At 60.5% G+C, this 25,954-nt stretch carries 22 protein-coding genes; 17 read left to right on the top strand and 5 right to left on the bottom strand.

Features of this window, described 5'->3' with window-relative positions:
* Positions 1-50 precede the first annotated feature (50 nt).
* A complete protein-coding gene (gene aldA / locus J3P95_RS11515) occupies positions 51-1,487 on the top strand; it encodes an aldehyde dehydrogenase (RefSeq protein ID WP_434577199.1) in 1,437 nt (478 codons plus the stop codon).
* Between the two features lie 226 nt (positions 1,488-1,713).
* Here aldA and J3P95_RS11520 read toward each other — a convergent pair whose 3' ends face one another.
* Positions 1,714-3,657: a sigma-54-dependent Fis family transcriptional regulator gene (locus J3P95_RS11520; protein WP_434563185.1), complete on the bottom strand. Its 1,944-nt coding sequence runs from the start codon at positions 3,655-3,657 to the stop codon at positions 1,714-1,716.
* 375 nt (positions 3,658-4,032) lie between these two features.
* Here J3P95_RS11520 and J3P95_RS11525 point away from each other — a divergent pair, with 375 nt between their 5' ends.
* From J3P95_RS11525 to J3P95_RS11565, 9 genes are all read left to right on the top strand, one after another.
* A complete protein-coding gene (locus J3P95_RS11525; RefSeq protein ID WP_434577197.1) occupies positions 4,033-4,935 on the top strand; it encodes a VOC family protein in 903 nt (300 codons plus the stop codon).
* Positions 4,936-4,949: 14 nt separating this feature from the next.
* Positions 4,950-5,795 carry an alpha/beta fold hydrolase gene (locus J3P95_RS11530; protein WP_434577196.1) on the top strand — a complete coding sequence of 282 codons (846 nt, stop codon included), beginning with the start codon at positions 4,950-4,952 and terminating at the stop codon, positions 5,793-5,795.
* Entirely contained in the window at positions 5,788-6,570 is a 783-nt protein-coding gene (locus J3P95_RS11535; protein ID WP_434577194.1) for a 2-keto-4-pentenoate hydratase, read from the top strand. Before J3P95_RS11530 ends, J3P95_RS11535 begins: the two co-directional genes overlap by 8 nt.
* Positions 6,570-7,508, top strand: a complete 939-nt coding sequence (locus tag J3P95_RS11540) for an acetaldehyde dehydrogenase (acetylating) (RefSeq protein ID WP_434577192.1) — start codon at positions 6,570-6,572, stop codon at positions 7,506-7,508. The genes J3P95_RS11535 and J3P95_RS11540 overlap by 1 nt, the downstream gene beginning before the upstream one ends.
* Positions 7,505-8,542 carry a 4-hydroxy-2-oxovalerate aldolase gene (gene dmpG, locus J3P95_RS11545; protein WP_434577191.1) on the top strand — a complete coding sequence of 346 codons (1,038 nt, stop codon included), beginning with the start codon at positions 7,505-7,507 and terminating at the stop codon, positions 8,540-8,542. Before J3P95_RS11540 ends, dmpG begins: the two co-directional genes overlap by 4 nt.
* Before the next feature lie 69 nt (positions 8,543-8,611).
* The gene (locus tag J3P95_RS11550; protein ID WP_434577189.1) at positions 8,612-10,450 is read left to right on the top strand and encodes an FAD-dependent monooxygenase; all 1,839 of its coding nucleotides are present in this window, start codon (positions 8,612-8,614) and stop codon (positions 10,448-10,450) included.
* A gap of 19 nt (positions 10,451-10,469) precedes the next feature.
* Positions 10,470-11,438: an amidohydrolase family protein gene (locus J3P95_RS11555; protein WP_434577188.1), complete on the top strand. Its 969-nt coding sequence runs from the start codon at positions 10,470-10,472 to the stop codon at positions 11,436-11,438.
* 130 nt (positions 11,439-11,568) lie between these two features.
* Positions 11,569-12,540, top strand: coding sequence for a SphA family protein (locus tag J3P95_RS11560; protein WP_434577186.1), 972 nt, complete (start codon positions 11,569-11,571; stop codon positions 12,538-12,540).
* Positions 12,541-12,744: 204 nt separating this feature from the next.
* Positions 12,745-13,842, top strand: a complete 1,098-nt coding sequence (locus J3P95_RS11565) for an AraC family transcriptional regulator (protein ID WP_434577184.1) — start codon at positions 12,745-12,747, stop codon at positions 13,840-13,842.
* Between the two features lie 77 nt (positions 13,843-13,919).
* On the opposite strand, the gene J3P95_RS11570 is transcribed toward J3P95_RS11565, so the two are convergent.
* Together J3P95_RS11570 and J3P95_RS11575 are read right to left on the bottom strand one after the other, a co-directional pair.
* Positions 13,920-14,312 carry an ester cyclase gene (locus J3P95_RS11570; protein WP_434577182.1) on the bottom strand — a complete coding sequence of 131 codons (393 nt, stop codon included), beginning with the start codon at positions 14,310-14,312 and terminating at the stop codon, positions 13,920-13,922.
* 41 nt (positions 14,313-14,353) lie between these two features.
* On the bottom strand, positions 14,354-15,301 hold the full coding sequence (locus J3P95_RS11575; RefSeq protein ID WP_434577180.1) for a LysR family transcriptional regulator: 948 nt from the start codon (positions 15,299-15,301) through the stop codon (positions 14,354-14,356).
* Positions 15,302-15,649: 348 nt separating this feature from the next.
* Between J3P95_RS11575 and J3P95_RS11580 the strand changes: the two genes are divergently transcribed.
* From J3P95_RS11580 to J3P95_RS11590, 3 genes are all read left to right on the top strand, one after another.
* Positions 15,650-16,651, top strand: coding sequence for a substrate-binding domain-containing protein (locus J3P95_RS11580; RefSeq protein WP_434581225.1), 1,002 nt, complete (start codon positions 15,650-15,652; stop codon positions 16,649-16,651).
* Between the two features lie 165 nt (positions 16,652-16,816).
* Positions 16,817-17,224 (top strand): VOC family protein, encoded by a 408-nt coding sequence (locus tag J3P95_RS11585; RefSeq protein WP_434563206.1) that lies wholly within the window; start codon positions 16,817-16,819, stop codon positions 17,222-17,224.
* A 91-nt stretch (positions 17,225-17,315) separates the two neighbouring features.
* Positions 17,316-18,218, top strand: a complete 903-nt coding sequence (locus J3P95_RS11590) for a LysR substrate-binding domain-containing protein (RefSeq protein ID WP_434563793.1) — start codon at positions 17,316-17,318, stop codon at positions 18,216-18,218.
* A 41-nt stretch (positions 18,219-18,259) separates the two neighbouring features.
* Here the strand turns inward: J3P95_RS11590 and J3P95_RS11595 are convergent, their stop codons facing one another.
* Both J3P95_RS11595 and J3P95_RS11600 read right to left on the bottom strand, forming a co-directional pair.
* Positions 18,260-19,831, bottom strand: a complete 1,572-nt coding sequence (locus J3P95_RS11595) for a TerC family protein (RefSeq protein ID WP_434563208.1) — start codon at positions 19,829-19,831, stop codon at positions 18,260-18,262.
* Between the two features lie 298 nt (positions 19,832-20,129).
* Positions 20,130-20,999: an SDR family oxidoreductase gene (locus tag J3P95_RS11600; protein WP_434577178.1), complete on the bottom strand. Its 870-nt coding sequence runs from the start codon at positions 20,997-20,999 to the stop codon at positions 20,130-20,132.
* Positions 21,000-21,117: 118 nt separating this feature from the next.
* On the opposite strand from J3P95_RS11600, the gene J3P95_RS11605 reads away from it, so the two are divergent.
* From J3P95_RS11605 to J3P95_RS11620, 4 genes are all read left to right on the top strand, one after another.
* On the top strand, positions 21,118-21,993 hold the full coding sequence (locus J3P95_RS11605) for a LysR family transcriptional regulator (RefSeq protein WP_434563212.1): 876 nt from the start codon (positions 21,118-21,120) through the stop codon (positions 21,991-21,993).
* A 640-nt stretch (positions 21,994-22,633) separates the two neighbouring features.
* Positions 22,634-24,175: an acyclic terpene utilization AtuA family protein gene (locus tag J3P95_RS11610; protein ID WP_434577176.1), complete on the top strand. Its 1,542-nt coding sequence runs from the start codon at positions 22,634-22,636 to the stop codon at positions 24,173-24,175.
* On the top strand, positions 24,172-24,480 hold the full coding sequence (locus tag J3P95_RS11615) for a DUF4387 domain-containing protein (RefSeq protein ID WP_434563215.1): 309 nt from the start codon (positions 24,172-24,174) through the stop codon (positions 24,478-24,480). The genes J3P95_RS11610 and J3P95_RS11615 overlap by 4 nt, the downstream gene beginning before the upstream one ends.
* Positions 24,481-24,556: 76 nt before the next feature.
* Positions 24,557-25,930, top strand: a complete 1,374-nt coding sequence (locus J3P95_RS11620; protein ID WP_434577174.1) for an MmgE/PrpD family protein — start codon at positions 24,557-24,559, stop codon at positions 25,928-25,930.
* Positions 25,931-25,954 lie beyond the last annotated feature (24 nt).

A 25,954-nucleotide genomic window follows, 5' to 3' on the forward strand; every position in this document is an offset into this window, starting at 1 on the left:
AGGGGGGCCGCCTCTGCATCGTTTTTGACACTGTCCGCGAGAGCAAGCACATGACCGAGATCATCGATTACCAGCACTTCATCGCCAACGCCTTCGTCCCCGGCGACCCCAGCATCGAAGTGCGCAACCCGGCCAACGACCGACTGTTGGCGCGGGCGCCCGAAGCCAGCGGCGAGCACGTTGAAGCGGCTATCGCCGCGGCGCGCAAGGCGCAGAGAGGCTGGGCAGCGCGGCCGGCCATCGAACGCGCCGCCTATCTGCGCAAGATTGCCAGCAAAGTGCGCGACAACGCCGAACGACTCGCCCACATCATCACCGCCGAGCAGGGCAAAGTGCTGGGGCTGGCGCGGGTGGAGGTCAATTTCACCGCCGATTACCTGGATTACATGGCCGAATGGGCGCGGCGTCTCGAAGGCGAGGTGCTGACCAGCGACCGCGTCGGCGAAAGCATCTTCCTGCTGCGCAAACCCCTGGGTGTGGTGGCTGGCATCCTGCCATGGAACTTCCCGTTCTTCCTGATCGCTCGCAAAATGGCGCCGGCCTTGGTGACCGGCAACACCATCGTGATCAAACCCAGTGAAGAAACCCCGATCAATTGCTTCGAGTTTGCCCGCCTGGTGGCCGAGACCGACCTGCCGGCCGGGGTGTTCAACGTGATCAGCGGTACGGGCGCGACGGTGGGGCATCAGCTGACCAGCCATGCCGGCATCGATCTGATCAGCTTTACCGGCAGCGTCGGCACCGGTTCGCGGATAATGGCCGCGGCGGCGCCGAACATCACCAAGCTCAATCTGGAACTGGGGGGCAAGGCGCCGGCTATCGTGCTCGCGGACGCCGACCTGGAACTGGCGGTCAAGGCCGTCACCGCGTCGCGGGTGATCAACACCGGGCAAGTCTGCAACTGTGCCGAGCGGGTGTACGTCGAACGCAAGGTCGCCGATCAGTTCATCGAGCAGATTGCCGCGTCGATGGCCGCGACCCGGTACGGCGACCCGCTGGCCGAAGACGATCTGGACATGGGGCCGCTGATCAATCAGGCCGCGCTGGACAAGGTCGCGCAGATGGTCAAGACCGCCACGGGGCAGGGCGCCGAAGTGGTGACTGGCGGCGCCGTGGCCGACAAGGGCCAGGGTTTCCATTACCAGCCAACCGTTCTGGCCGGCTGTGGCAGCGACATGGCGATCATGCGCCAGGAAATCTTCGGGCCGGTGTTGCCAATCCAGATCGTCGATGACCTGGACGAAGCCATCGCCCTGGCCAACGACAGCGAATACGGCCTGACTTCATCGATCTACACCCGCAGCCTGGGCGCGGCCATGCGCGCCAGTCATGAACTGGATTTTGGCGAAACCTACATCAATCGCGAGAACTTCGAAGCGATGCAGGGCTTCCATGCGGGGACGCGCAAGTCCGGCATTGGTGGCGCGGACGGCAAGCACGGTTTGTATGAATACACCCACACCCACGTGGTCTACATACAAATCTGATCCATGGCCTGGGCCTAAAAAAATGCCGGCGCCCCGCCTGATGCTGTCCGAGGGAAAACGGCCATCCCGTGGCGAGGGAGCTTGCTCCCGCTGGGTTGCGAAGCGACCCCAAACCTGGCGAAACGCGGAGCATCAGATGCACCGCAGCCGCTGGTTTACGACTGCTTCGCAGCCGAGCGGGAGCAAGCTCCCTCGCCACGGGGCTGTCGAAAGCCTTCGAGTAGCATCAGGGCTGATCGTTAGGCGCGATGACGCCGTGCTTTTTCATCTTGCGGTACAGCGTCGAACGCGAAACGCCGAGCTCGGTGGCGGTGGCGCTGATGTTCCAGCGTTGTCGGCGCAAGGTGCTCAGCAGGTGACGGGCCTCTTCGCCCCCGAGTTGTTCACCCAGGTTGCTGGTCAATGGTCGGGCGCTGCCGGGCAGTGGCAGCCTCTGTGGTGCCAGCAATTCGCAAGGCAGGCAGTCCAGATCGATCACGCCGTCTTCGGCCAGGGCCACCGCGTAACGCAGGCTGTTGAGCAACTGGCGGATGTTGCCGGGCCATGGGTAATCGAACAGGCATCGGCGGGCATCGGCGTCCAGTCGCAAGCCGCGGGCGCCGGTCTGGGCTGCGAGCAGGGTGTCGATCAGCTCGGCTCGGTCGCTGCGCTCGCGCAAGGCCGGTAGCGCGAGGTTCATGCCGGCGAGACGATAAAACAAGTCTTCGCGAAAGCGCTTCTCGCCGATCATGTTGTGCAGATCCTGATGGGTGGCCGAGATCACCTGGACATCCAGCGTCACCGGCGCCTCGGCCCCCAGTGGTGAGATCTCGCGCTCCGCCAGCACGCGTAGCAAGCGGGTTTGCAGGTGGGCAGGCATGTCGCCGATCTCATCGAGAAAAAGGGTGCCGCCGTTTGCCAGTTCCAGCTTGCCTTTCATGCCTTTCCGGTTGGCGCCCGTGAAGCTGCCGGCGCGATAGCCGAACAGTTCGCTCTCGATCAACGTCTCCGGGATAGCCGCGCAGTTCAACGCAACGAAAGGCCCGGCGCGACGAATGCTGGCATGGTGAATTGCACGGGCAAAGGCCTCCTTGCCGGTGCCGGTCTCGCCGGTGATCAGGATCGCAATGCCCTTGTCGATCACCTTGCGCAGGCGCCGCACGTTCTGTTGCAACCGGGCATCGCTACCTGCGAGTTGCTGCAGGTCCGGGTGAGCCTGGAGGGCGGGGCGAGCGACAGGCAGCGGGCGGTGCTGTTCGCAGGGGATGCGCAGGCCGACGTCCAGCAAGGCCTCATCACGCAGGCCACGCAAGCGCACCCCCTGGGCGCCACCCTTGGTCAGCTGGAGCAGTTCGTCCACCGTGGTTGGGAGCAGGCTGTCGATGCGAGCGCCGAGCAATCTGGGATTGTCGGCCAAATCCCAGGCGACAAACGCGGCACGGTTGGCCCCGATGATGCGACCGCTTTCATCCAGGGCGAGCAGTTGCTCGTTGGCCAGGTCGGCGATTTCATCGATGGGTTTGAGGGACAGGGTCAGGCGGTCGCGGTAGCTCTGGCGAAAATGCGCGTTCTCGATCAGGCGTGCGTACATGATCACCAGTTGCAGCGTGAGGTACTGGCTTTCCCGAGGACCTTCGTTGTTCATGCAGGTCGCATTCAGGCAACCGCGCAACAAGCCTTGAGCGTCGAAGATCGGCGCCACCGAGCAGCTCAGGCGGAAGTTGGACGCCAGGAAGTGCTCTTCCCGGTGAATGATCAGCGGTTGCGCCGCCGCCAGGGTCGTGCCGATGCCGTTGGTGCCGACCTCCGACTCGTCCCACCGCGCGCCCACCACCAGCCCGGAGCGGGTGTAGGCGTCGTGCTGGCTGGGCAGCCGGGAATCGAGGGTGATGCCGTGTTCGTCGCTCAGCAGCACGGCAAAGCCGGCGGGCACCACGCGCCGGGCCAGGCCGTTCACACCCTGGCTGGCGATGGAAAGATATTGCTGATGCTGTTCCTGGTGACGACGGATGTCCTCGGCGCCAAGGATATTCTTGCGGCTCGCCGCGCCCGGATCGAGCCGGTGCTGCACGACGCTGCGGTACCAGGACTGTGCGATGACCCCATCGGGCCTGAGGCCGCGCCCGGAAAAATGGTCGTTGACGAACGCCGCGAGTTCGCTGGGGATCGTCTGCGTGTCATGCAGGGTCATGAAAGGCTCCATCAGCGGTGAAGCCCAAGAGGCTTCACTGGGATCTTGTTATTAGCTATCTACCATAGACGCTGAAGCGTGAATTTTCAGCCTCCCAGGTTTTACCCGCTTAACGCTGATACGCCAACAACCGCCGCTCTGCCAATGCCGAACGACTTCTTCGACAACCCGCGGAATGAGCGCACCCAGTTGTTCCCGAGCGCGATTGCGTCTCGGGTTTGGTTTTCTGGTAGCACCACGTCCCGCGTACAGATGATCAAGAACAACGGTAAATCGGGTAATGACCGGTGCTGACCCATACAGCAGACTCTTCTCCAGACGCCGTCAAGCGAGGCGGCTCGCAGTACAAGAATAATGATGCGTAGAGGAGCCACCATGTCGGGCATCGATACCCTTGGCTACATCGGATTCACCACACGTGATATCGGTGCGTGGAAGAAATTTGCGCCCGAGGTGTTGGGTTTGCAAATTGGTCAGGAACTGGAAGATGGCACGTTGGTATTGCGCGCCGACCTCCACCAGCGTCGAATTGTCATCCACCCCGGCGATCATGATGATGTCGCTTACGTCGGTTGGGAATGTCGCGGCAGCGAAGATCTACACAACGTGCGTAACGCGCTGCGCGCTGCGCGGATTCCCTTCGAAGAAGTGCCCAGCGAGATTGCACAAGCGCTAGCCGTGCGGGAAATGATTCGCTTCCGGGATGTCGATGGTGTGCTGATCGAAGCCCATTACGGACCGACGATACTTGCCAATCAGCCATTCGTGTCGCCGGTCGGTGCGCGCCCATTCCTGACTCAGGAACAAGGTCTGGGGCATCTGGTGCTCTCGACCACTCAGTACTGCGCTCAGATCGACTTCTACGAAAAGGTGCTGGGCTTCAAGCGCACCGACTCATTGATCATTCCAGGCGTCAACTGCGAAGCGATGTTCATGCGGGTGAACGAACGTCATCACTCCCTCGCCATCGTCGACATGCCGCCAACCCATGGCCCGCGCCTGCATCACATTCTTCTCGAAATGAACTCGCTCGACGAAGTGGGTTTCGCCTATAGCCGCGCGCGTGCAGCCGGCGCCCACATCCTTATCGACCTTGGACGGCACGTTAACGACAACATGTTCTCGTTCTACGTCCTGACGCCGTCTGGTTGGTCAGTGGAAATCGGTTGGGGCGGCATCCAGATCGACGACGAAACCTGGCACGTGACCCATTACCCCACCAACAGTAGCTGGGGGCACGAATTCCACATGCCGGCTCAGTTTCAAGCGCCCAAGTAACGAAGGTAATCACAATGACTGTTCACACTGCTGAAACCACTTCACGCTTCATTGAAGTTAATGGCCTCAATATTCATTACCACGACACCGAGGTAGGTGACCGCGTGCTGGTGATGCTGCACGGGGGAGGGCCGGGGGCGTCGGCGTGGAGCAACTACCGGACCAATTTGCCGGCCTTCGCTGCCACTTACCGGGTCATCGCCTTCGACGCGCCGCACTATGGCGAATCGGACAAGCCCCTCAGCGCTTACCAGGACACTGACTTCTATACGGAAGTGTTTGCCCAGGCGCTCGACAAGCTAGGCGTGAAACAGGCCCACTTCATCGGCAATTCCATGGGCGGCACCATCTCCATGACCATGGCGATGAAGCGCCCCGATCTGGTCGCAAAGCTGGTACTGATGGGGCCTGGCGGTTCGCCGACCATGTTCACGCCGATGATGACCGAAGGCATCAAGATTCTGGGCGCCTTCTATCAAGGCGAAGGTCCGAGCCGCGAGAAGCTCGAAGCAGCGGTGCGCATCATGGTGTACGACCAGTCGATGGTGACGCCTGAACTGATCGAAGCGCGTTATCAGGCGGCTACTCATCCGGATCTTCTCAAACCGCGCGAGTGGAAGGGCCATCCGATGCTCAATCTGTGGGAGCGCCTGGTCGGCTCGCCACTGCAGAACCCCACGCTGCTGATTTATGGCAAGGAAGACCGTGTCATTCCGTGGGACACCAGTTTGCTGCTGATGCGTTTGTTGCCCAACGCGAGCCTGCACGTGTTCCCGCAATGCGGCCACTGGGCGCAGCTGGAAAAAGCCAACGAGTTCAACACGCTGGTGCATGGTTTTCTGGAGCAGAGCGATGACTGACCATTCCTCTTTGGCCCAGCGTCTGCGTGCCGCCTATCAACAAGGCCCTATCGCGCCGTTGCGCGACGGCCTCGCGCCCGATGACGCGACAGGCGCGTATGCGGTGCAGGCCATCAACACTCGCTATTGGGTAGAGCAGGGGCGCCGCATCGTGGGTCGCAAGGTGGGCCTGACGTCCCTGGCGGTGCAGAAACAGTTCGGTGTGAACCAGCCGGATTTCGGCGTTCTGTTCGAAGACATGCAATTGATCGATGGCGGGGTGCTGGACCGCGACGCCATGTTGCAGCCTCGGGCTGAAGCCGAAGTGGCGTTGGTGCTAGGGGCAGACGTGACCAGCCTCACCGCGACGCCGGACGACATCGCCGCCGCGACGCAACACGTGTTTGCCGCGATCGAGATCGTCGACAGCCGTATCGCCGATTGGAAGATCACCTTCGCGGATACCGTCGCCGACAACGGTTCAAGCGCACGTTTCGTCCTGGGCAAGCAGGCCTGTTCGCTCGACGAACTGGATCTCTACACCTGCGGCATGGTGTTGGAAGTCAACGGAGCGGTCGCCTCGGTAGGGGCTGGTGCGGCGTGCCTGGGACATCCATTGAACGCCGCTGCCTGGCTGGCAAGGACCCTGGCCGCGGCTGGTGAGCCGTTGCGTTCTGGCGACGTGGTGCTGACGGGGGCGCTCGGACCGATGATCACCCTGGCCTCCGGCGACCACATCGTGGCGAAGATCGGTGGCTTGGGTGCGGTGTCGTTCACCTATGGGGAGCCTGTCTGATGAAAACCGCCAAAGTAGCGATCATCGGCTCGGGCAATATCGGCACGGACCTGATGATCAAGATCATGCGCAACGCCAAGTATCTTGAAATGGCCGCCATGGTCGGCATCGACCCGAATTCCGACGGCCTGGCTCGGGCGGCTCGACTGGGTATCGCCACCACCCATGAGGGCGTGGAAGGTTTGACCCGCCTGCCGGTCTTTGAGGATATAGATTTCGTTTTCGATGCCACCTCGGCCAGTGCCCACGTCAAGAACGATGCCTTTCTGCGCCGCATCAAGCCGGGTATCCGTCTCATTGACCTGACGCCAGCCGCCATCGGCCCGTACTGCGTGCCGGTGGTGAACCTTGAGCAGAACCTGGGCCAGCTCAACGTCAACATGGTGACCTGCGGCGGCCAGGCCACCATCCCGATGGTGGCGGCGGTGTCTCGCGTGGCCAAGGTGCATTACGCCGAGATTATCGCCTCGATCGCCAGCAAATCCGCCGGCCCTGGCACGCGGGCCAACATCGACGAGTTCACCGAGACGACCAGTAAGGCCATCGAGGTTATCGGCGGCGCGGCCAAGGGCAAGGCGATCATCATCATGAATCCGGCCGAGCCACCGCTGATGATGCGAGACACGGTGTTTGTGCTCAGCGAAGCAGCGGATCAGTCCAGTATCTGCGCCAGCATCGAGGAAATGGCTGCCGCCGTGCAGGCCTACGTACCGGGCTATCGTCTCAAGCAGAAGGTGCAGTTCGACGTGATTCCCGACTCGTCGCCCCTGTGCATCCCCGGCCACGGCCGATTCAGCGGCCTGAAAACGTCGATCTTCCTCGAAGTGGAAGGCGCCGCTCATTATCTGCCGGCCTACGCCGGTAACCTCGACATCATGACCTCCGCCGCGCTGGCGACCGCCGAGCGCATGGCGCAGTCGATGGGAGTCCCGGCATGAGCAAGAAACTCTATATTTCCGACGTGACCTTGCGCGATGGCTGCCACGCGATCCGTCACCAGTACTCGATCCAGAACGTGCAGGATATCGCCCGCGCGTTGGACAAGGCCCGGGTCGATTCCATCGAGGTGACCCACGGCGATGGCCTGCAAGGTTCCAGCTTCAATTACGGCTTCGGCGCGCACAGCGACCTGGAATGGATCGAAGCGGCTGCCGACGTCATCGATCATGCGCGTATTGCGGTGCTGCTGCTACCGGGCATCGGCACCGTGCACGACCTCAAGGCCGCTTACGAGGCCGGCGCCCGCACCGTGCGCGTGGCTACTCACTGCACCGAGGCGGACGTCTCGAAGCAGCACATCGAGTACGCCCGTTCGCTTGGCATGGACACCGTCGGTTTCCTCATGATGAGCCACATGATTGCGCCCGAGGAGCTGGCCCGCCAGGGCAAGCTGATGGAAAGCTACGGCGCGCAGTGCATCTACATGGCCGACTCCGGGGGCGCCATGAACATGAACGACATCCGCGACCGCATGCGAGCGTTCAAGGCGACGCTGAACCCCGAAACCCAGACCGGCATGCACGCCCACCACAACCTCAGCCTGGGCGTGGCCAACTCCATCGTGGCGGTGGAGGAGGGCTGCGACCGCGTCGACGCCAGCTTGGCCGGTATGGGCGCCGGTGCTGGTAACGCGCCTCTGGAGGTCTTCATTGCCGCAGCGCAGCGGATGGGTTGGAACCACGGAACCGACCTGTATCAGCTGATGGACGCCGCAGATGACTTGGTGCGCCCGCTGCAGGATCGCCCGGTGCGTGTTGACCGCGAAACCCTCGGCCTGGGTTACGCCGGCGTCTACTCCAGTTTCCTGCGCCATGCCGAAGTGGCTGCCGAGAAGTACGGCGTCAAGACCCTCGACATTCTCATCGAACTGGGCAAACGGCGGATGGTGGGGGGGCAGGAGGACATGATTGTCGACGTAGCACTGGATCTGCTGAAAGACAGCGGGCTCACCTCGCATGGCCGGCCGGGCTGATTTTCAGGTCGCACTTTTTCTACAAATCCCGCTACGGGAAAAAACAACAAAATGAATAGGAACTCGGTAATGAACAATTCTACCGTGAAGGCTTCGTACGACTTGCGTACGCCTGTGCTGATCGCGGGGGCCGGCCCGGCGGGGCTGACCCTCTCCCTGGCGCTCAGTCGTTATGGTGTTCCGCATATGCTCCTGGAGATGTTTCCTGGGGCCGCCCATACACCGCGTGCGCACATCACCAATCAGCGCACCATGGAGATCTTCCGCGACCTTGGCATCGAGGAAGCAATAAAGGCCAAGGCGACACCCGCCGAGGGTATGTGGAGCAATGCCTGGATCACCACCATGGCAGGCCCGGAAGTGTATCGCTCCGAAGCGTGGGGCGCCGGGGAAGAACACGCTACACGTTACGCTCAAGCGAGCCCCTGCGGCATGTGCAATATCCCGCAGAACATCATGGAGCCGGTGTTGATCGAGGCCATCGAGGACGCAGGTGTCGCCGATCTTCGCTTCAGTCACAAGCTCGAGTCCTTCGTGCAGGATGCGCAAGGCGTAACTGCAACGGTTGTCGAAGTAGACAGTGGCGTGAGCTACACGGTACGTGCTGATTACCTGCTCGGGGCGGACGGTGCCCGCAGCAAGGTAGCCCAAGAGCTGGCCCTGCCGTTCGAAGGGCAAATGGGCGTAGGCGGCGATGCGGGGATCGGTGAAATCATCTACGTCTGGTTCAAGGGCGATCTGGCCCGTTATTGCGCGCATCGTCCGGGCACCATGTTCTGGTCTACCGACATGTATAACGGGGCCACCTTTGTCAATGTCGCCCCCTGGGACGAGTGGATCGCCGGCTGGACCCTGCCGCCTGGCATGGCCTTCGATGGCGATGCCGAGGCCCTCCGCAATCGGGTGCAATCCGCTATCGGCGACAGCACCGTGGATATCGTGATCAAGGGCGTGTCGCGCTGGACCATGAATAAAATGTGGGCCACCCGCTACGGCGAAGGGCGGGTGTGGTGCATGGGCGATGCGGTACATCGTCATCCTCCGATGAATGGCCTCGGATCCAATACGTCGGTGGCTGACGGCTACAACCTGGCTTGGAAACTCAAACTCCTGTTGGAGGGCAAAGCCGGGCCCGAACTGCTTCAGAGCTATGAACTGGAGCGCCAGCCGGTGGGCGAACGTATCGTCAACCGCGCCTGGAATTCGGCGATGGGCTTCTGGGGCCGCTTCTATTCCGAGTTCCTGGGTGTCAGCCCTGGCGCCACGCCGGACGAGGTCAAGCATTCGCTGCTTCAGCTGCATGAGGACAGTCCGGAAGGTGATGCCCGACGCGCTGGTTTCGAACGGCTCAAAGAGGAGGTGCTGGATCCTGCCTTCAACGCGCTGGGGATCGAGCTGGGGTATCGCTATCGGGCTGGCGCGCGGGTGGACGACGGTTCGCAAGAGCCACAACTGGAGGGTCATCCGGACGTCGCCTACATGCCAACGACCTGGCCAGGCGCGCGTCTGCCGCACGCATGGATCGAGAAGGGGCGGCGGCGTATCTCCACGCTGGATCTGGTTGGACGCGGCCAGTTCGTACTGCTTACCGGTCGTGGCGGCGGCGCCTGGTTCGAGGCAGCGCAAGCAGCCCTGCTCGGCACAGGTGTGCAGGTGAGCGTCATACAGATCGATAGCCGTTTCGGCGGCGTGCGTGACCCCCTGGGCTACTGGACGCGTGTGCGCGGTACGGACAGCGATGGCGCCGTGCTGGTCAGGCCGGACGGCCATGTTGCCTGGCGTGCGCAGAGCTTGGCCGGCACCGCTGAATTACCGTCGGTCATGGCGCAATTGCTCGATACGGGGCATGCCTCGGATAGCGAGCAGGTGCCGCAGCGGCCTGGCCTTGCGCTCGCAGCGCACGGCTGAATCCTGGGGGATCCTGATGATGAGCAGTAAAAACCTGGTCGACGCGTGGATCGATGTCCACGCGCACTTCAGCCCGCCACGTTCGGTCGAACAACGTTCGGCGATGTGGCAGGCCCTGCAACAGGATCACTGGTCGGGTGAGCAGCCACCGGACTGGTCGCTGGATGACCGTCTCGCCTACATGGACAAGGTTGGCATCAGCATGCAGATGCTCAGCATGGTGCCGACCAGCCACGCAGCGCTGGAAGCGAGCAACCGCCACGGCGCCGAATGGGTAGCCCGACACCCGGCTCGTTTCGGCCTGCTGGCTGGGCTGCCCACCGACGATGCCGAAGCAGCCTTGCGTGAACTGGCTCGAGCCGAAGCATTGGATGCCGATGGGTTTGCGGTGTATTGCCAGTACAACGGCGTATTCCTCTCCGATCCGCGCCTGGAATCGCTTTGGGCCGCGCTCGATGATCGCGCAGCGGTGGTGTTCGTACACCCTGACCACGCCGTACCGGGGCAGTTCTCCCGACCCGGCGTATTGCTGGAGGTGGCTTATCAGACCGCCAGTGTAATCACCGACATGCTCTATGCCGGGGTGTTCAGGCGCTACCCGTCGATCCGCTTCATTCTCGCCCATTGTGGCGGTGCGCTGCCGGCGTTGTCGGGACGCTTGATCCTGCTCGGCAATGAGTCCTGGGTGCCCAACCCGCAGCGAATATCCCAACAGGAGATGCGTGAGCAACTGGCGGCGATGTACCTGGACACCGCGATGACCGGATCGCAGCAGAGCCTGTCGGCGGGGCTTGCGATGACATGCGCCGAACACTTGGTGTACGGCTCGGATTGCGGGGCGCCTTGCACGACCGAGCACACGGCCATCGCCAACGTTGAACAGTTGCTGGCGTTCAGCGGGCTACGGCGCGAGCAGATCGAGCAGATCGGCCGCAATGCCCTGGCGTTGTTCCCGAAGGCCGCACGGAGGATTCAAGACGCGCAATAACTCCCCTGTCAGTGAACAGCGGTTAACGGTACCGGGCGGCTGCTGCGAGGTGTTCCACGACGCTTCGCTGCTGGTCGCCAACGCCGGTGACCGATGCAACAAAACAACAATAATAATCGAGGTAACTTCCATGCGCGTACAACCCACACTACGCTTTGTTCCTTCTCTGGCTGGGCTGACGGCCGCCTTCATGATGAGCACCGCGCTGGCCGGTGAGTCACCCATCTATGGTGGTCCGATCGGGGGGACCGACATCGGCGCGGCTTATCTGCCCCCGCAGCCAGGGCTCTACATGGGCGCCGGTTACATCGGCGTTACCTCCGATGACTTCCGGGACGTCAAGGGTGACAAGGTGCCGCTCGACACCGGTTTCGATGCGTCGGCCGGCGTGGTCGGGTTCAACTATGTCTACGACACCAAGATCTTCGGCGGCAACATCGCTAGCTCGGCGCAGTACGGCTATGGTCGTCGCTGCATTCGTTTTGGCGAACGCCATTGCAGCTCGGGCTCCGCCGACATCTATAGCGACCTGTTTTTCTGGAGCAAATACTTGGGCGGGGGCGAGGCGGGAAACGCCGGACTGGCGCCGTTGCCCTACGGCTTGACCGTCGGTGGTGGGCTTGGCGTTACCATGCCCACGGGACGCTATGACAAGCACGAGCCGGTCAATACCGGTGGCAACACCTGGATCGTTTCGCCGAACCTGGCCGTGAGCTACCTGACCGGTCCGAAGTACTCGTTGGGGGGCGATGGCACCGAATTCAGTGCTCGGCTGTTCTACTCTATGCCGCAAAAAAACCATGACACCGATTTCGACGCCGGGACAGTGGTCAACCTGGATTGGGCGATTACCGAACGTTATGGAAATTGGCAGGTCGGTCTTGCCGGACAGCAAGCCAAGCAGATCGACGGTGACAAGCTGCCCGATGGTCTGCGAACCAACGACAGCAAGTTCTCGTCAGGCTCGGTCGGTCCGGTGGTCAGCGTGTTTCTGCCTAGCCTCGGTAGCCAACTCAAGGTAAAAGCGGCCGCCAATTACGATGCAGAAAACACCTTCTCGGGGTACAGCCTGGTGATGATCATGGGGTGGAAAGTCTTCTGAGGCCATTTGCGCCACCTTTTTCGACTAAGCCGGTGCCAAGTTGCCGGCTTTGCCGTGCGCGTGCCTGGCGACTTTTTCCATGGAAATCGACGGGGCGTATCGTTGATAAAGCTGATGGACGCCCTTGCGACGGTGCGTTAGTTTGACGTAACAACAATAAACAGGCACTTGATGCCTCGCTGCTGTCGCAGCTGGAGAAAGCGTATGTCTCAGCTAGCCAATGCTATTGCTCAGGACCCGTTAACGCTTGATCAAGGACTCTTCAAGTACCGCGACGAGGTCATGTGGTCGCTTTCCAATCCGGCGCGTTACCTGCCTTCGGAAGCATTCGATCATCTCCTGCGCTCCATACGACTTTCCGCTGCGGTGCCGGCCCATGCCAATCTGACCGCTCCCTTTGGTGTGGATGTCCGTTACGGGGCGGACACCTTTGTGATCTACGAGGCCCACCGAGGGCAGTGCGTCGTTTCGTTCGACGCGCCGGTGAAGCCTATGAATTTCTGCCAGGGCGACATGCTGGTGCTGCCCTTTCATACACATCATCGGATCATGGCGCCGGAGCATACGCCTTGCATTGACATTCGTGACCTGATGGCCAAGCAGGTGGAGCCTCATCTAACAGACTCCCAAGGCCAACCTTCACTTGGCCTCCTGCTTAATCAACAGGTCAACTATGGCGGCGGCGGTGAGTTGTTCGAGCTGCGCATGGTCATCATGTTCGTCGACAAACAGACCTCAGGCGCTCTGATCAATGGCTTGCCGGGGCCGATGCTGCTCGAGGGGTTTGCCGACAAGCATCGTTCATTTCTCAACGCTATCCATGACGAGCTTGATGTACAGCGAGGGAGTCGGTCCGTCACGCAACCCGCGGCAATCCGGCTAGCCGAGGCGTTGCTGACCATCGCTCTCAAGGAGGCCACTTCGAAACCGGATACGGGGCCTATCTACAAGGGACTGGCTGATCCCGCTGTCGCTCGGGTGATTTCGGCAGTGCTCAAGGAACCTCAAAAGGACTGGGATCTACAGGATCTGGTCGAAATCGCCCATGTTTGCCGCTCGGCATTGAACAGCCGCTTCATGGCCTCGGTCGGTATGTCGCCGCGGCACTTCGTATCCCATGTGCGCTTGGCTCGAGCCAGCGAGATGTTGACGGAGACCACACTAAGCATTGCGTCAATCGCTGAGCGATCCAACTACAGCTCGGAAGCCGCATTCAACCGTGCTTTTCGCAAGTGGTGCGGTCTCACACCAGGAGCGGTGAGAGACGCTGCTGCTTCTGTCTCAAAGTTGGTTTCTAGCTGAGCACTGGCTAGCGGACCGATCCGATGCCCGCAAAAGCAGCCTGCAGTCCTCCAATAACTCGCAGCCTGGAGCATCCGCTACGTTGATTGGAGCTGAGCTTCGATCGCTTGTTTGTCGACAATCGACCAGACCTCGCGGATCCTGCCGCCCTCGAACCCGTAGAAGACGTTTTCCGCGAACGAGATCCGTGCGCCATTAACCGCAAGGCCCAGGAACTCCCCAGCCGGCGTGCAATTGAATGCCAGGCGAGCCGCCAGCGTGGGTGGGTCGATTACCAGGAATTCGACTTCAAAGCGCAAGTCGGGAATGTCCCGATAGTTCGCTTCCAGCATGCTTTGATAGCCATGCAGCCGTAATCGTCTTGCGTTGTGAACCACCTCCGGGTGCACAAAAAGGCCCAGGTTTGCCCAATCCTGTGCATTCAGGCAGGCGATGTAGTCGTTATAAATACCGACAAGATTCGAGGTCATGGGGACTGATTCTCCGCTACGTGTCTGTTCCAAGAGCATAGTCATGCGTCGGCAGGTTCACTGAGCGCGCCCCTCGGCATTTTTTTCCCGATGTCTATGCCGGATGCTTTAGTTGCCTTGAAGTGTCCCGCTTTAAAAATCGTCCATTGATGGGCGCAGCCGCAGGCGATGAGATAGGCACGACAGCATTGTCTTGTCGCCCTTCCACTCGAATAAAAAGGTCTGCACCCCATGCGCACGCTCGTAAAGAACCTCGCCCTTGCATGCTTCACGCTGCTCTCCGTGGGCCTTTCGCCACTCAGGCGCAGGAAGTGCCCGAGGCGGCCAGCCCGGCATTTGTGGTGCACAAGCTGACGGACTTTCTCTACGCCATCGGCGAACCCCACTATTACCAGAAAAATTTTTCCTACCTGCTGGTGGGGACGAACCAGGCCCTGCGTTCGCGGGTCGCCTCGGAGCAGGCCACGTAGGCCGCGCAAGTATTGCGGGCTGCAAACCGGTGTCATGCGAATGCCGTGTAGCAGGCGCCACCATAAGCCTGACCAGGGCGGCGTGCCATACACCACAGCGACATCGGCGCGACGCCAGTCCACTTGCGGCATGCCCGCTGCGGTGATCACGCTCACCCGCACCGAGCGGGAGGCTTCCATGAAGCGCAGCAGCGGGGTGGTGAGCCAGTCCACACCTTCGGCCGGGGGAATGGACAGGGTGATTTCGACCTGTACCGGTTCATCTGTGCTTCCGCTGCGCAGGGCATCCACCGCATCGCTGATCTCGTCCATGGCGTTGGCAACGCGCTTCTGTAGCTGGCGGCCGTTGCTGGTCAATACCAGCTGCCGGCCGCGCTTTTCGAACAGCTCCACGCCGAGGCTGGCCTGCAGGGCTTTGACTTGCTGGCTCACCGCGCCGACGGTGACGTGCAGCTCCACCGCGGCCGCCGCCAGGCTGCCCAAGCGGGCCACGCTTTCGAATACCTTGAAACTGCGCAATGGAGGAAGTGCCATCTCATCTCTCGTGAGAACCGGGGCAGGAAGGATGTTACAAACTTACTATTCCCTTTCGGGTTGATCACAGGATAAGCGACTATTCTTGCGGACACTGAAGGTAAACGTTGCATCCATAAAAAAAGAGACGCCATGTCAGATCATGATCGCACCAGCGGCTCCAGCCCCGGCATCACACGCGGTGATCGAACCTGTTTGACCAGGTCCCGGTTGCTCCGGCTAGTTTCAGTGACACTTCTCTGTGTTTTTACGACAACGCCCGGCTACGGCCAGAACCTGCCAACCTCGACGGGTGAGGAAAATTCTGCGGTTACCGTGGCTCAAGCGCAGGACATGGTGGCCAAGGCCACCCTCGGCGCCGTTCCCTGGAGCGGTCCTGAAACCGGCCCGCGTGCCCAGCGCGGCAAGAGCATCGCCTTAGTCGCGGAAGATATGCGCAACGGCGGTATCGTCGGCGTCGCCCAGGGGGCTCGCGAGGCAGCCAAGGCAATGGGCTGGACCCTGAGGGTTTTCGATGGCGCCGGAACAGCGGCCGGGCGCGCCAAGGCCTTTTCCGATGCCATGGCAGCGAACCCCGACGGCCTCATCCTGTGCGGTGCCGATGCCCTCGAAAACAAGGCGGCGCTAGCCGTCTTCGCAGAAAAGGGCGTGCCGGTGGTGGGCTGGCACGCCGGGGAGCGTCCCGGGCCGATTGACGGCACGCCGATGGCCATGAACGTCACGACCGACCCGCTCGAAGTGGCTCGCATCACGGCCATGGCGGCGGTGGCGCAGTCAAGCGGCAAGGCCGGCGTGGTCATCCTGACCGACTCCCGGTACAGCATCGCCATGGCGAAAGCGAAAGCTATGGAAAATATTATCCGGGCCTGTCGGGAATGCACGTTGTTGGAGGTGCGCGATGTCGCGATCTCCGAGAGCCGCGAGAAGATGCCGGCAATCACCACGCAACTGCTTCAGCGCCATGGCAAGCGTTGGACTCATGCGCTGGCCATCAACGATATCTATTTCGACTACGCGGTTGCTGCCTTGAACAGCGCCGCGATATCCCGGGACGGCATCAGCCTTTTGTCCGCCGGTGACGGTAGCGCTTCGGCGTTCTTGCGCATCCAGGAAAAAAACTACCAGACGGTCACTGTGGCCGAACCGCTCAACCTGCATGGTTGGCAGGTGATCGATGAATTGAATCGACTGCTGGCAGCTCAGCCCGTGAGCGGCTTCGTTGCACCGGTTCACTTGGTCAATGCCGACAATATCGCGCTCGACGGCGGGACGAAGCTCCTGTACGACCCTGGCAATGGCTATCGGGACATCTATCGCTTCCAGTGGAATCGCTGAGGCCTGGACGTTGCTCACGCAAGAGAGGGCTTGTCGTTTCCTTGGCCGCCAACGACGGGGCGAAAATAACTTCACCCGCCTGTCGATTCCAGCCGTTGCCATTCGATTAGTCCGTAGAGCCGCCACACGGGCGGCTTGGTTCATCCATTCTCAGGAGATCCCACCATGAGAATCATCCCTTACCTGACCTTCAACGGCCAATGCAAGGAAGCCTTTGCGTTGTACGAGGATGTGCTTGGCGGCGAGCTGTTTTCCATGTCCTTTGCCGAGGCGCCGGAAGACGTCGGCATGCCCAAGGACCCGGACCTGATCATGCACACTTGCCTGACCGTGGGCCATTTCAGCCTGATGGCCTCCGACTGTCCGCCGGGCCAGCCGTATGGCAAACCGCAAGGCGTGTCGGTTTCCCTCAATGTCGACAGCGCTGACGAGGCCGAGCGGCTCTTCAACGGCTTGAGTGCCGGTGGCAGTGTGCAGATGCCCTTGGCGAAGACGTTCTGGGCGGAGCGCTTTGCCATGTTCGAAGACCGTTTCGGGATTGCCTGGATGGTCAATTACGAGGGGAAGCAATAAACAAGAATCCTGCATCGGGCTGTGCAATAGCCATGTTTCCCATTACGCTGAAAACCCCGTACCCGGAAAAGCACCCAGCAGCGTGAAGAAAATCATTCGAGTCGATGACCTCCAGGTGTTCGTGACCACCACGGACGCCGGGAGCTTTTCGGCGGCGGCGCGGTTGTTGGACATCTCTCCGGCATTGGCCAGCGTCGCGGTGCAGCGGCTGGAGGCGAGCCTGGGGGTGAGGCTGTTCGTGCGCTCTACTCGGCGGCTGCGTTTGTCGGACGACGGTGTGCGTTACCTGACCCATGCCCGGCAAGCGCTGGAGGCGCTGGGGAATGGCGAGTTGGCCCTGGCACAGGGGCGCGACGAAATTGCCGGGACGCTACGGCTTTCCATGCCTTCGGATATCGGGCGCAACCTGCTGCTGCCGTGGCTGGATGAATTCCAACAATTGCATCCCAACGTGCTCTTGCAATTGCGTGTCAGCGACCAGGTGGCCGATCTGTTCACCGAGCACCTGGACGCGAGCATTCGCTATGGCCAATTGGCTGACTCAAGCCTCGTGTCCCTGGCGCTGGCGCCTTCCAACCGCAGGACGGTGTGCGCATCCCCCGGCTACATTGCACGCCATGGCCTGCCGAAGACCCCTGCGGAGTTAAGCCGGCACAATTGTCTTCGTTACGTGATGGGGGAACAGACTTTCGAGCGCTGGAGTTTCCAGACGCCCGAAGGGATGGAAACGGTCCAGGTCATGGGCGATCGCATCAGCGACGATGCCGATATCGTCAGGCGTTGGGCGGTGTCGGGGCTGGGGATCGTCTACAAGTCCAAGCTCGATGTCGTGGACGATATCCGCAGCGGCCGCCTGGTGGAAGTTTTCCCGACGGACTACGGCCAGCCTGCGCCGCTCCAACTGGTCTGCGCTCATCGAACCTCGTTAACGCCTGCGCTCCAGGTGTTGAGGTCTTTCCTGGCCGCGCGCCTGGAGCGTTATATCAGCGGATGAGCGGGACGCGAGGCCCCGCACTTGTGGGGCAGCCCCGACAATCAATCATGCGCGAATCCAGCGGGCTCCTCGACACGTAACAACACCCGGGTCACCCGGCGCTCTTCAACTTCCACGACGGTCATGCGCCAGCCTTGCCAGCTGAGGGTGTCGCCAATGATCGGCAGGCGATCCAGCAGGCTCATCACCAACCCGGCGAGCGTCTGGTAATCCTCCGTCGCCTCGACCTGGAAGCCGATATGCTCGCGAACCTGACTGAGATTCAGGGCACCGCTGACGAGAAAGCCGCCTTCCTGAGGGACGATGTTCGGCCCTTCGATTTCGCTGGCGTCCGGTAATTCGCCGGCAATGGACTCGAGGATGTCGGTCATGGTGAGCAGGCCCACGAAGTCGCCGAACTCGTTCACCACGAACGCGATGTGGGTCGACTCCTTGCGCATTTGCTCCAACGCGTTGAGGATCGTGAAGCTGTCGAGCAGGTTGATGGCTTTACGCGCCATGGCTTCCAGGTTCGGCGGGTTGCCCGCCAGTATTTCCTTGAGAAGTTCTTTCTTGTGGACGAAGCCCAGGGGCTCATCCACGCGTCCTTCCCGAATCAACGGCAAGCGCGAATACGAAGAGTGCATCAGCGCCGTACGGATCTGTTCCGAGGTGTCCGTCAGGTCAAGATGGTCGATTTGCGCACGAGGCGTCATCACCTGGCGTATCGGGCGCTCTGCCAATTGCAGCACGCCACTGATCATGACCCGTTCGCGTCGATGGAAAACCTGTTCGTGTTCACCGTCGGCCAGCATGTCGGCGATCTCTTCGCCCACTTCATCGGCACCCAACTGTTTTCCGCCCAGCAGGCGCAGTACCGCATGGGCGGTACGCTCACGCATCGGCCGCAGGCCTTGCAGGCTTTTCTTGCGACGCGAGCGCGCCAATTGGTTGAACAGTTCGATCAGGATCGAGAAGCCAATCGCCGCATACAAATAGCCTTTGGGAATGTGAAAGCCCAGGCCCTCGGCGGTGAGGCTGAAGCCGATCATCATCAGGAAGCCCAGGCAGAGCATGATGACGGTGGGGTGGCCGTTGACGAATTTCGTCAGCGGCTTGCTCGCGACGATCATCAAGCCGATGGAGAAAATCACCGCGATCATCATGACCGACAGGTGCTCCACCATGCCCACGGCGGTAATCACCGCATCCAGGGAGAAGACCGCGTCCAACACCACGATCTGCGCAACGATGGGCCAGAACATCGCATAGGCGGCATTACCGGCGCGTTGCGTCACGTGGCCCTCAAGCCGCTCGTGCAATTCCATGGTCGCCTTGAACAACAGGAACACACCGCCGAACAGCATGATCAAGTCCCGTCCCGAGAACGTTTTGTCGAACAGTTCGAACAGCGGGTTGGTCAGGGTCACCATCCAGGAGATGCTGGCCAGCAGGCCGAGACGCATCAGCAGCGCGAGGGACAGGCCGATGACGCGGGCACGGTCACGCTGCTCGGGCGGGAGTTTGTCAGCCAGGATGGCGATGAATACGAGGTTATCGATGCCGAGCACCAGCTCCAGCACAATCAAGGTCAGCAGGCCGAGCCATGCCGTGGGGTCAACGATCCATTCCATGGGTTATGCGTTCCCTCGGACGATCAGTACAAGGGGAGAAGGCTGCGACCGGAAGGTGCCCGGCGCTGGGGGGCGGAAAACAGTGTCATGGGAAATGCGACTGGGAGGTTCCTGAAGCGTGTTCATACAGACCTGGAAATAATTTGGGGAAGAAATCCTACAACGGTTTCCAACACTTCATACGAGACGATTTATTACAGGATCTGACGGAACGACAGCCTCAAGCGCTCGTCCAGGGCGTCCTCCGTCACTGGGGGAAGACAATAGCCTTCCCCTTTTACGACGCATTGCCGAGCATTCAAGCTTGGCCAACGGCCTCGCGGACGAAATCATCGTAGGTGCGCAGAGGGCGTCCCAGAATGGCTTGCAACCGTTCGACCGTCCCGTCTTCGGCCTGCATGCCGAATGTCTGGATGCCGGCCATCATCAGGCGCATGTCGTACGCCAGCCAGCCGGGGCCGAACGATGCCATCTGTCCTTCGAAGGCGGCTACGTCGTCACCGCCATAAGCGACTTCGCGACTCAGTGCCAAGCTCCAGGCTTGTGCCACGGCTGCACCGGTCAATGCTTGCGGGCCGACCAGTTCCAGCGTGACACGGTCCAGGGCAGTGGGGGCCCGGTCGCGTCGCAGCAACTCGGCGACGGCGATATCGGCGATGTCCCGCGCATCGATCATCGAGACGCCCTTCGAGCCGATCGGCATCGGGTAGACGCCGTAGTCACGGATGGTCTGCTGGACCATGAGCTCGTTCTGCATGAAGTACGCCGGGCGCAGGATAGTTGCCGGAACGCCGTGACTTTCGATCATCCGCTCGACCGTATGCTTGCCGGTGAAGTGCGGTACGTTGGTGAACTTGTCGGCATGGATCACCGACAGGTAGACGATGCGCTCGATACCGGCTTCGCGTGCCAGGTTCAGCGTGATCAGCGCCTGTGTCACTTCATCGGGCGTGACGGCGTTCAGCAGGAACAACGTACGCACCGATGAAAGCGCGGCACGCATCGAAGGTACGTCGGTCAGGTCTGCGATGACTTCGGTGACGCCTGCCGGGAAGTCGCGCTTGCCGGCCTGGCGCACCAGGGCTTTTACCTCGGCGCCCGCTTCGGCGAGCCGCGCAGTGATGAGTGAACCGATGGTGCCCGTGGCGCCGGTGATCAAGATGCTCATATGTATCTCCTGTCGTGGGATAAAGGGAATGCGTTTCCCGATGACAAGACGATAGGCTGTTGCAGGTGTAAAACGAAGACGCCAATATGTAGACACATCGTCTCAAAAATGGAACACCATGAACCTGAACGCGCTGATCGATTTCGCCTTGGTGGCTACCAATGAAGGGCTTGGAAAGGCCAGCCGAGCGAGCGGCAGGTCGAAAGCTACCTTGTCGCGGCGCATTGCCGACTTGGAGGAGCAGCTGGGTGTCCGGCTGATCGAGCGCAGCGCCCGTGGCCTGAAGCTCACCGAGGCTGGGCAGATGCTGATTGCCCGAACCGAAGGCCCGTTGGGCGAGGTGATCGAGGCCATGGCGGCGGCGCAGGAAGGGCTGTCCACGCCGCGCGGACGCTTGCGAGTGGCTGCCCCGGTGTTGTTTTCGCAACTGGCGATGGGGCGTATTGGGGCTGAGTTCTGTGCGGCCTACCCGCAGGTTTCGCTTGATGTCGTGGCGGAGGATCGGTTGGTCGACCTGGTCGAGGAACAGTACGATGTGGCCATCCGGATCAACCCGAGCCCGGACAGCAGTCTGGTCGGAAGATGTTTCGCCAAGGACCGGTTGGTGGTCGTGGCCGCGCCAGGAATCGCCAAGCCGACACCCGGTGCGGTCAGGCCGGTTCCCAGTATCGTGTTCTCGAACTTCCAACCGACCCACTGGAATCTCGATGATGGGCGCTTGATCCTGGAGCCTGTCCCCAAGCTATGGTTTTCCTCGTTCCTGATGATTCGCGACGCGGCTATCGCCGGGGGCGGGGCGGCACTCATTCCGCAATCCATCGCCGGACGTCAACTTGCACGTGGCGAGTTGGTTCAATGGGGGACGGTATCGGGGGTTGAAGCGCAGCTCTGGGTATTGCACACGTCCAGGCGCCTGGCGGCACCGAAAGTTCGCGCATTCGTCGATTTCATGTGCGCCAGGTATCTGGACATGTCATTGGTGCTGGAAGGATAAAAGACCGCACGCCAACTTAGGGTAACGGCTGTTCCTTGGTAGAGACGACCGCTTCGTAACTTCCTGCGGGCGATACTTCGTTTGTGACCCACAACCGCTCACTGCGGCATTTATACTTAACGCCTTTGCGCGGCACCATTTCCCTGGCTGTGTCGACGCACATTTCCCTGGAGGAGTAGGTGGCTCCGGTTTTTCGCTCTTCCACACATCCTTCCATGCCACTACAGATCGTCATGACAAGAAAATAGACAGTCATCATCCTAATGTTGCTCCATCGAGCGATGCGGTTAGTTACGTCCTGTGTCAGCGCCGATGAGCGCCTGAACGCACAGTGATACCCGGCGGATGATGAGCTTCTCCCCGAATCTGGAGCAATGGGACGCCAGTGCCACCTGTCGGAAAAATGGCGCATTATTTAAAAGTTTTTATGGGTGCCATTTTTGTGACGGTTTGTTGGCGCCACGAAGGCTGCCATGAAGCGTTTTCTATACCCCTGCGAGGCGGTGTTCAGTTGGCATATTCAGTCGGTGAAACGGAGGTTTTATTTAAAGTAACTCAGCGTTCCTAACGCGAAGGAACGGGCCTTGGCGCATATGTTTAGACGTCCATAGTTGCAGATGGAGAACGTCGGAAGTTATCAATGAACCTCGCAAAGTTGCAGCGAAAGGGTGTTTGCGGACGGGGCTATATGGACAAAATCTGTCCACTTGTCAACGTAGTTTCAGCCCCTATTATTGGCGCACTGAGTCGCCAAGAAGAGGGTGTTATGGGGCAGTTATTTGAAGGTTGCATAAAAGTCATCGTTCCCTGTGGTTCTTTGGGGGCGGGCGTTCGCGAAGAAGAAATTGCTTATGGGCTCGCGGCGGGGGCGCAAGTCATCGCTACGGACGCCGGCTCAACCGATAGCGGTGCGGCTTATCTTGCACTTGGTAAATCCAAGAACAACCGAGGCGCGGTCAAGCGCGACCTGACAATCTTGATGAAAGCCCAGGCGCACTCCGGCGTGCCGATAATTGTCGGCACCGCAGGGCAGGCAGGCGGTGATCTCAACTTGGATTGGACGCGAGATATTGCCCTTGAAATTGCTGCAGAGTTGGGCGTTTCGCCAAAAATTGCGCTCATCTATTGCGAGCAAGACAAACAGACCGTTAAAAAACTGAACGCTGAAGGCCGTATCAAGCCGCTGCCGCCTCATGGAAGTCTGGAAGACGCGACGGTAGACAGTTGTGAACACATTGTCGCGGCGCTTGGGGTGGAACCCTTTCTCGCGGCCCTCGATGCTGGCGCGGACATAATCCTGGCGGGTCGTTCCACCGATACTGCGGTCATCGGCTGCTATCCCATCTGGAAGGGCGCACCTTGGGGGCCTTCTTGGCACGCCGGCAAAATCGGTGAATGCGGCGTGCAATGCGCCGTCAACCCGACGCTTGGGTCGGGCATCCTGCTAAGTGTCGATGCGAACGGCTTCGAAGTCGAACCCTTGAGCGAAGACAATCAGTGCACCCCCCATAGCGTATCGGCCCACATGCTCTACGAGAACAGCGATCCGTTCCGGTTGATCGAGCCAGGCGGCATCTTGAATGTTGCCCAGGCGCGTTATACCGGGCTGAATGGCCGCGCCGTTCGAGTGGAGGGCTCGCGCTGGGAAGAAATGCCCTACACCATGAAGTTGGAAGGTGCCTCGGCTGGTTTATATCAAACGATCATGCTGGTGGGCATCCAGGATCCCGATATGCTCAATGATATCGATGGTTTCCACGATCGTTTGCTCGAAGCCCTCTATAAAAGAACGCGCCAGTCCATACCGGCCGAGGAATTGGGCGAGTTTCATATTTCCCTGCGGATGTACGGATGGAATGGCGTCACGGGTGCAGCGCCTGCGGTTGGGACATTGCCCCCGCCTGAAGTGGGTATGTTGTTTGTCGCCACTGCCGCGACCCAGGAAATGGCCAATACAATTGCTCAAGCCTGTAATCCGTATTTTTTCCATTACCCCAGTGTCATGGGCAAGGAACTGCCTTCCTATGGGTTCGCCTTTACACCGGCCGATATACCTCGCGGGCAGATATTCGAGTTCAAGTTGAATCACGTCGTGCAACTTGAAGATCCATTGGAATTGGTTCGTCTGAAATGGATTGATCTATCAGATAAGTCGACGGCTATACAGGAGCTTGCACAGTGATCAAGTTGCGTGATGTCTGTCGGCATGTCCGATCCAAACAAGCGGGGCCGTTCTGGATTACGTTCGATATCTTTTTCAATGGGCGCGAGAACTTTGAGCGTTATTCCGATTGCGCCGCACTTTCCCCCGCGCAATTTGCAAGGCTCTACGGCACCGACCCCGAACGGGTCAAGCGCATTGCCGTGCCCGACCTGGAAATGGTCAAGATCTCTTATCCGCGGGCAACGCCGCAGGGGGGCATGGTCGAGCGCGACATGCATGCCGGCCAGCAATACGTCCGCCTGCTCGACGTGATGGTCGATTAAAACTTCCTACGCCAAGTGGCGCCTTGATTTGTTCGCCTCACGGACGAGGCCTGACCCACCCATACCTGAGGTAACCATGACGGACTCGACCGTTGCTACGCGGCTGGCGCGATACGCCCACGAATACAGGAAGCAAAGGCTGCCCGCAAAAATCATCCACCTGGTACGCCAGCGCTTTATCGATAGCCTGGCCTGCGTGCTGGGCGCCTACGGGGCTGACCCGGTAACGGCTGCCGTGTGTTACGCCGCCGCCAACACCGCGAAATCCTCGAGCGTCTTCGGCACGGATCTAAAAACCACGCCGGAAATCGCCGCCTTCGCCAACGGCCTGATGGTCCGCTTCCTTGACTATAACGACGGCTACATGGGCAAGGAACCGGGCCACCCCAGTGACAACATTCCCGCCTGCCTCGCCGTGGCCCAGGCCGAGGGGGCAACGGGTGCCGAACTGGTTTCGGCGATTGTCCTGGCCTACGAGATCCAGATGCGGTTGCAGGATGCGGCCAGCTTGAACAAGCGTGGCTGGGATCACGTCAATTACATCAACGTCGCGATGGCGGTGGCGGCTTCGAACCTGATGAAACTCGACATGGTCCAGACTGAGCAAGCGATCAATATTGCCCTGAGCGGGCATCTGGCGATGCGCCAGGTGCGCAGTGGGTCGTTGTCAGACTGGAAGGGTTGCTCTGCAGCCAATGCCGCACGCAACGCCATTTTTGCTGCCCAACTGGCGCGCCATGGCATGACGGGGCCGTCGCCGGTCTTTGAAGGTGAGATGGGCTTCTTCAAGCAGGTTTCGGGGCCATTCGAGCTGGATACCGACCATTTTGGTACGCCTGACAATGGCGATTACGCCATTTGCCGCTCCCTCACCAAGACATTTCCCACCAATGGCGAGCTGCATACGGCGGTCTGGGCTGCGCTTGATCTACGCAAACGGATCGACGGGGTGGACGAGATTGCCGCCATTACCATCGAAACCTCGGAATTCAACCGCCGGGTGCTGGCCGATACGCCGGAGAAATGGTTGCCCAAAACCAGGGAAACGGCGGACCACAGCTTGCCTTACAACGTCGCCCGGGCATTGCTCGATGGCGACATCACGATAGGCTCGTATTCTGCTGAAAAAATTGCCGACCCGGCGGCGATTGCCTTGATGGACAAAATTGTCGTCGCTGAGGATCCGGCGCTGACTGCACTGTTCCCACGGCACCTGGCCAATCGTATCAGCGTGACCCTGGTGTCAGGCGAGCAAGTGGTGAGTGAGATGATCACCGGGCCCGGATCCGTCGAAACCCCGATGAGCGATCGTGATTTCGAGCGAAAATTCGTACGCATGGCAGCGCCACATATCGACGCAACGGCCCAGGCCCGGGTACTGGGGTTCGTTACCCGGCTGGAAGAACAAGACGAGTTCGAATCGCTGTTCGCGGCGATGGCGGTCTCGTAACGGGATTGGCGCTCCCAAGGGGGC

Source organism: Pseudomonas sp. Z5-35 (genome assembly GCF_051131945.1).
Taxonomy (GTDB): Bacteria; Pseudomonadota; Gammaproteobacteria; order Pseudomonadales; family Pseudomonadaceae; genus Aquipseudomonas; species Aquipseudomonas marvdashtae.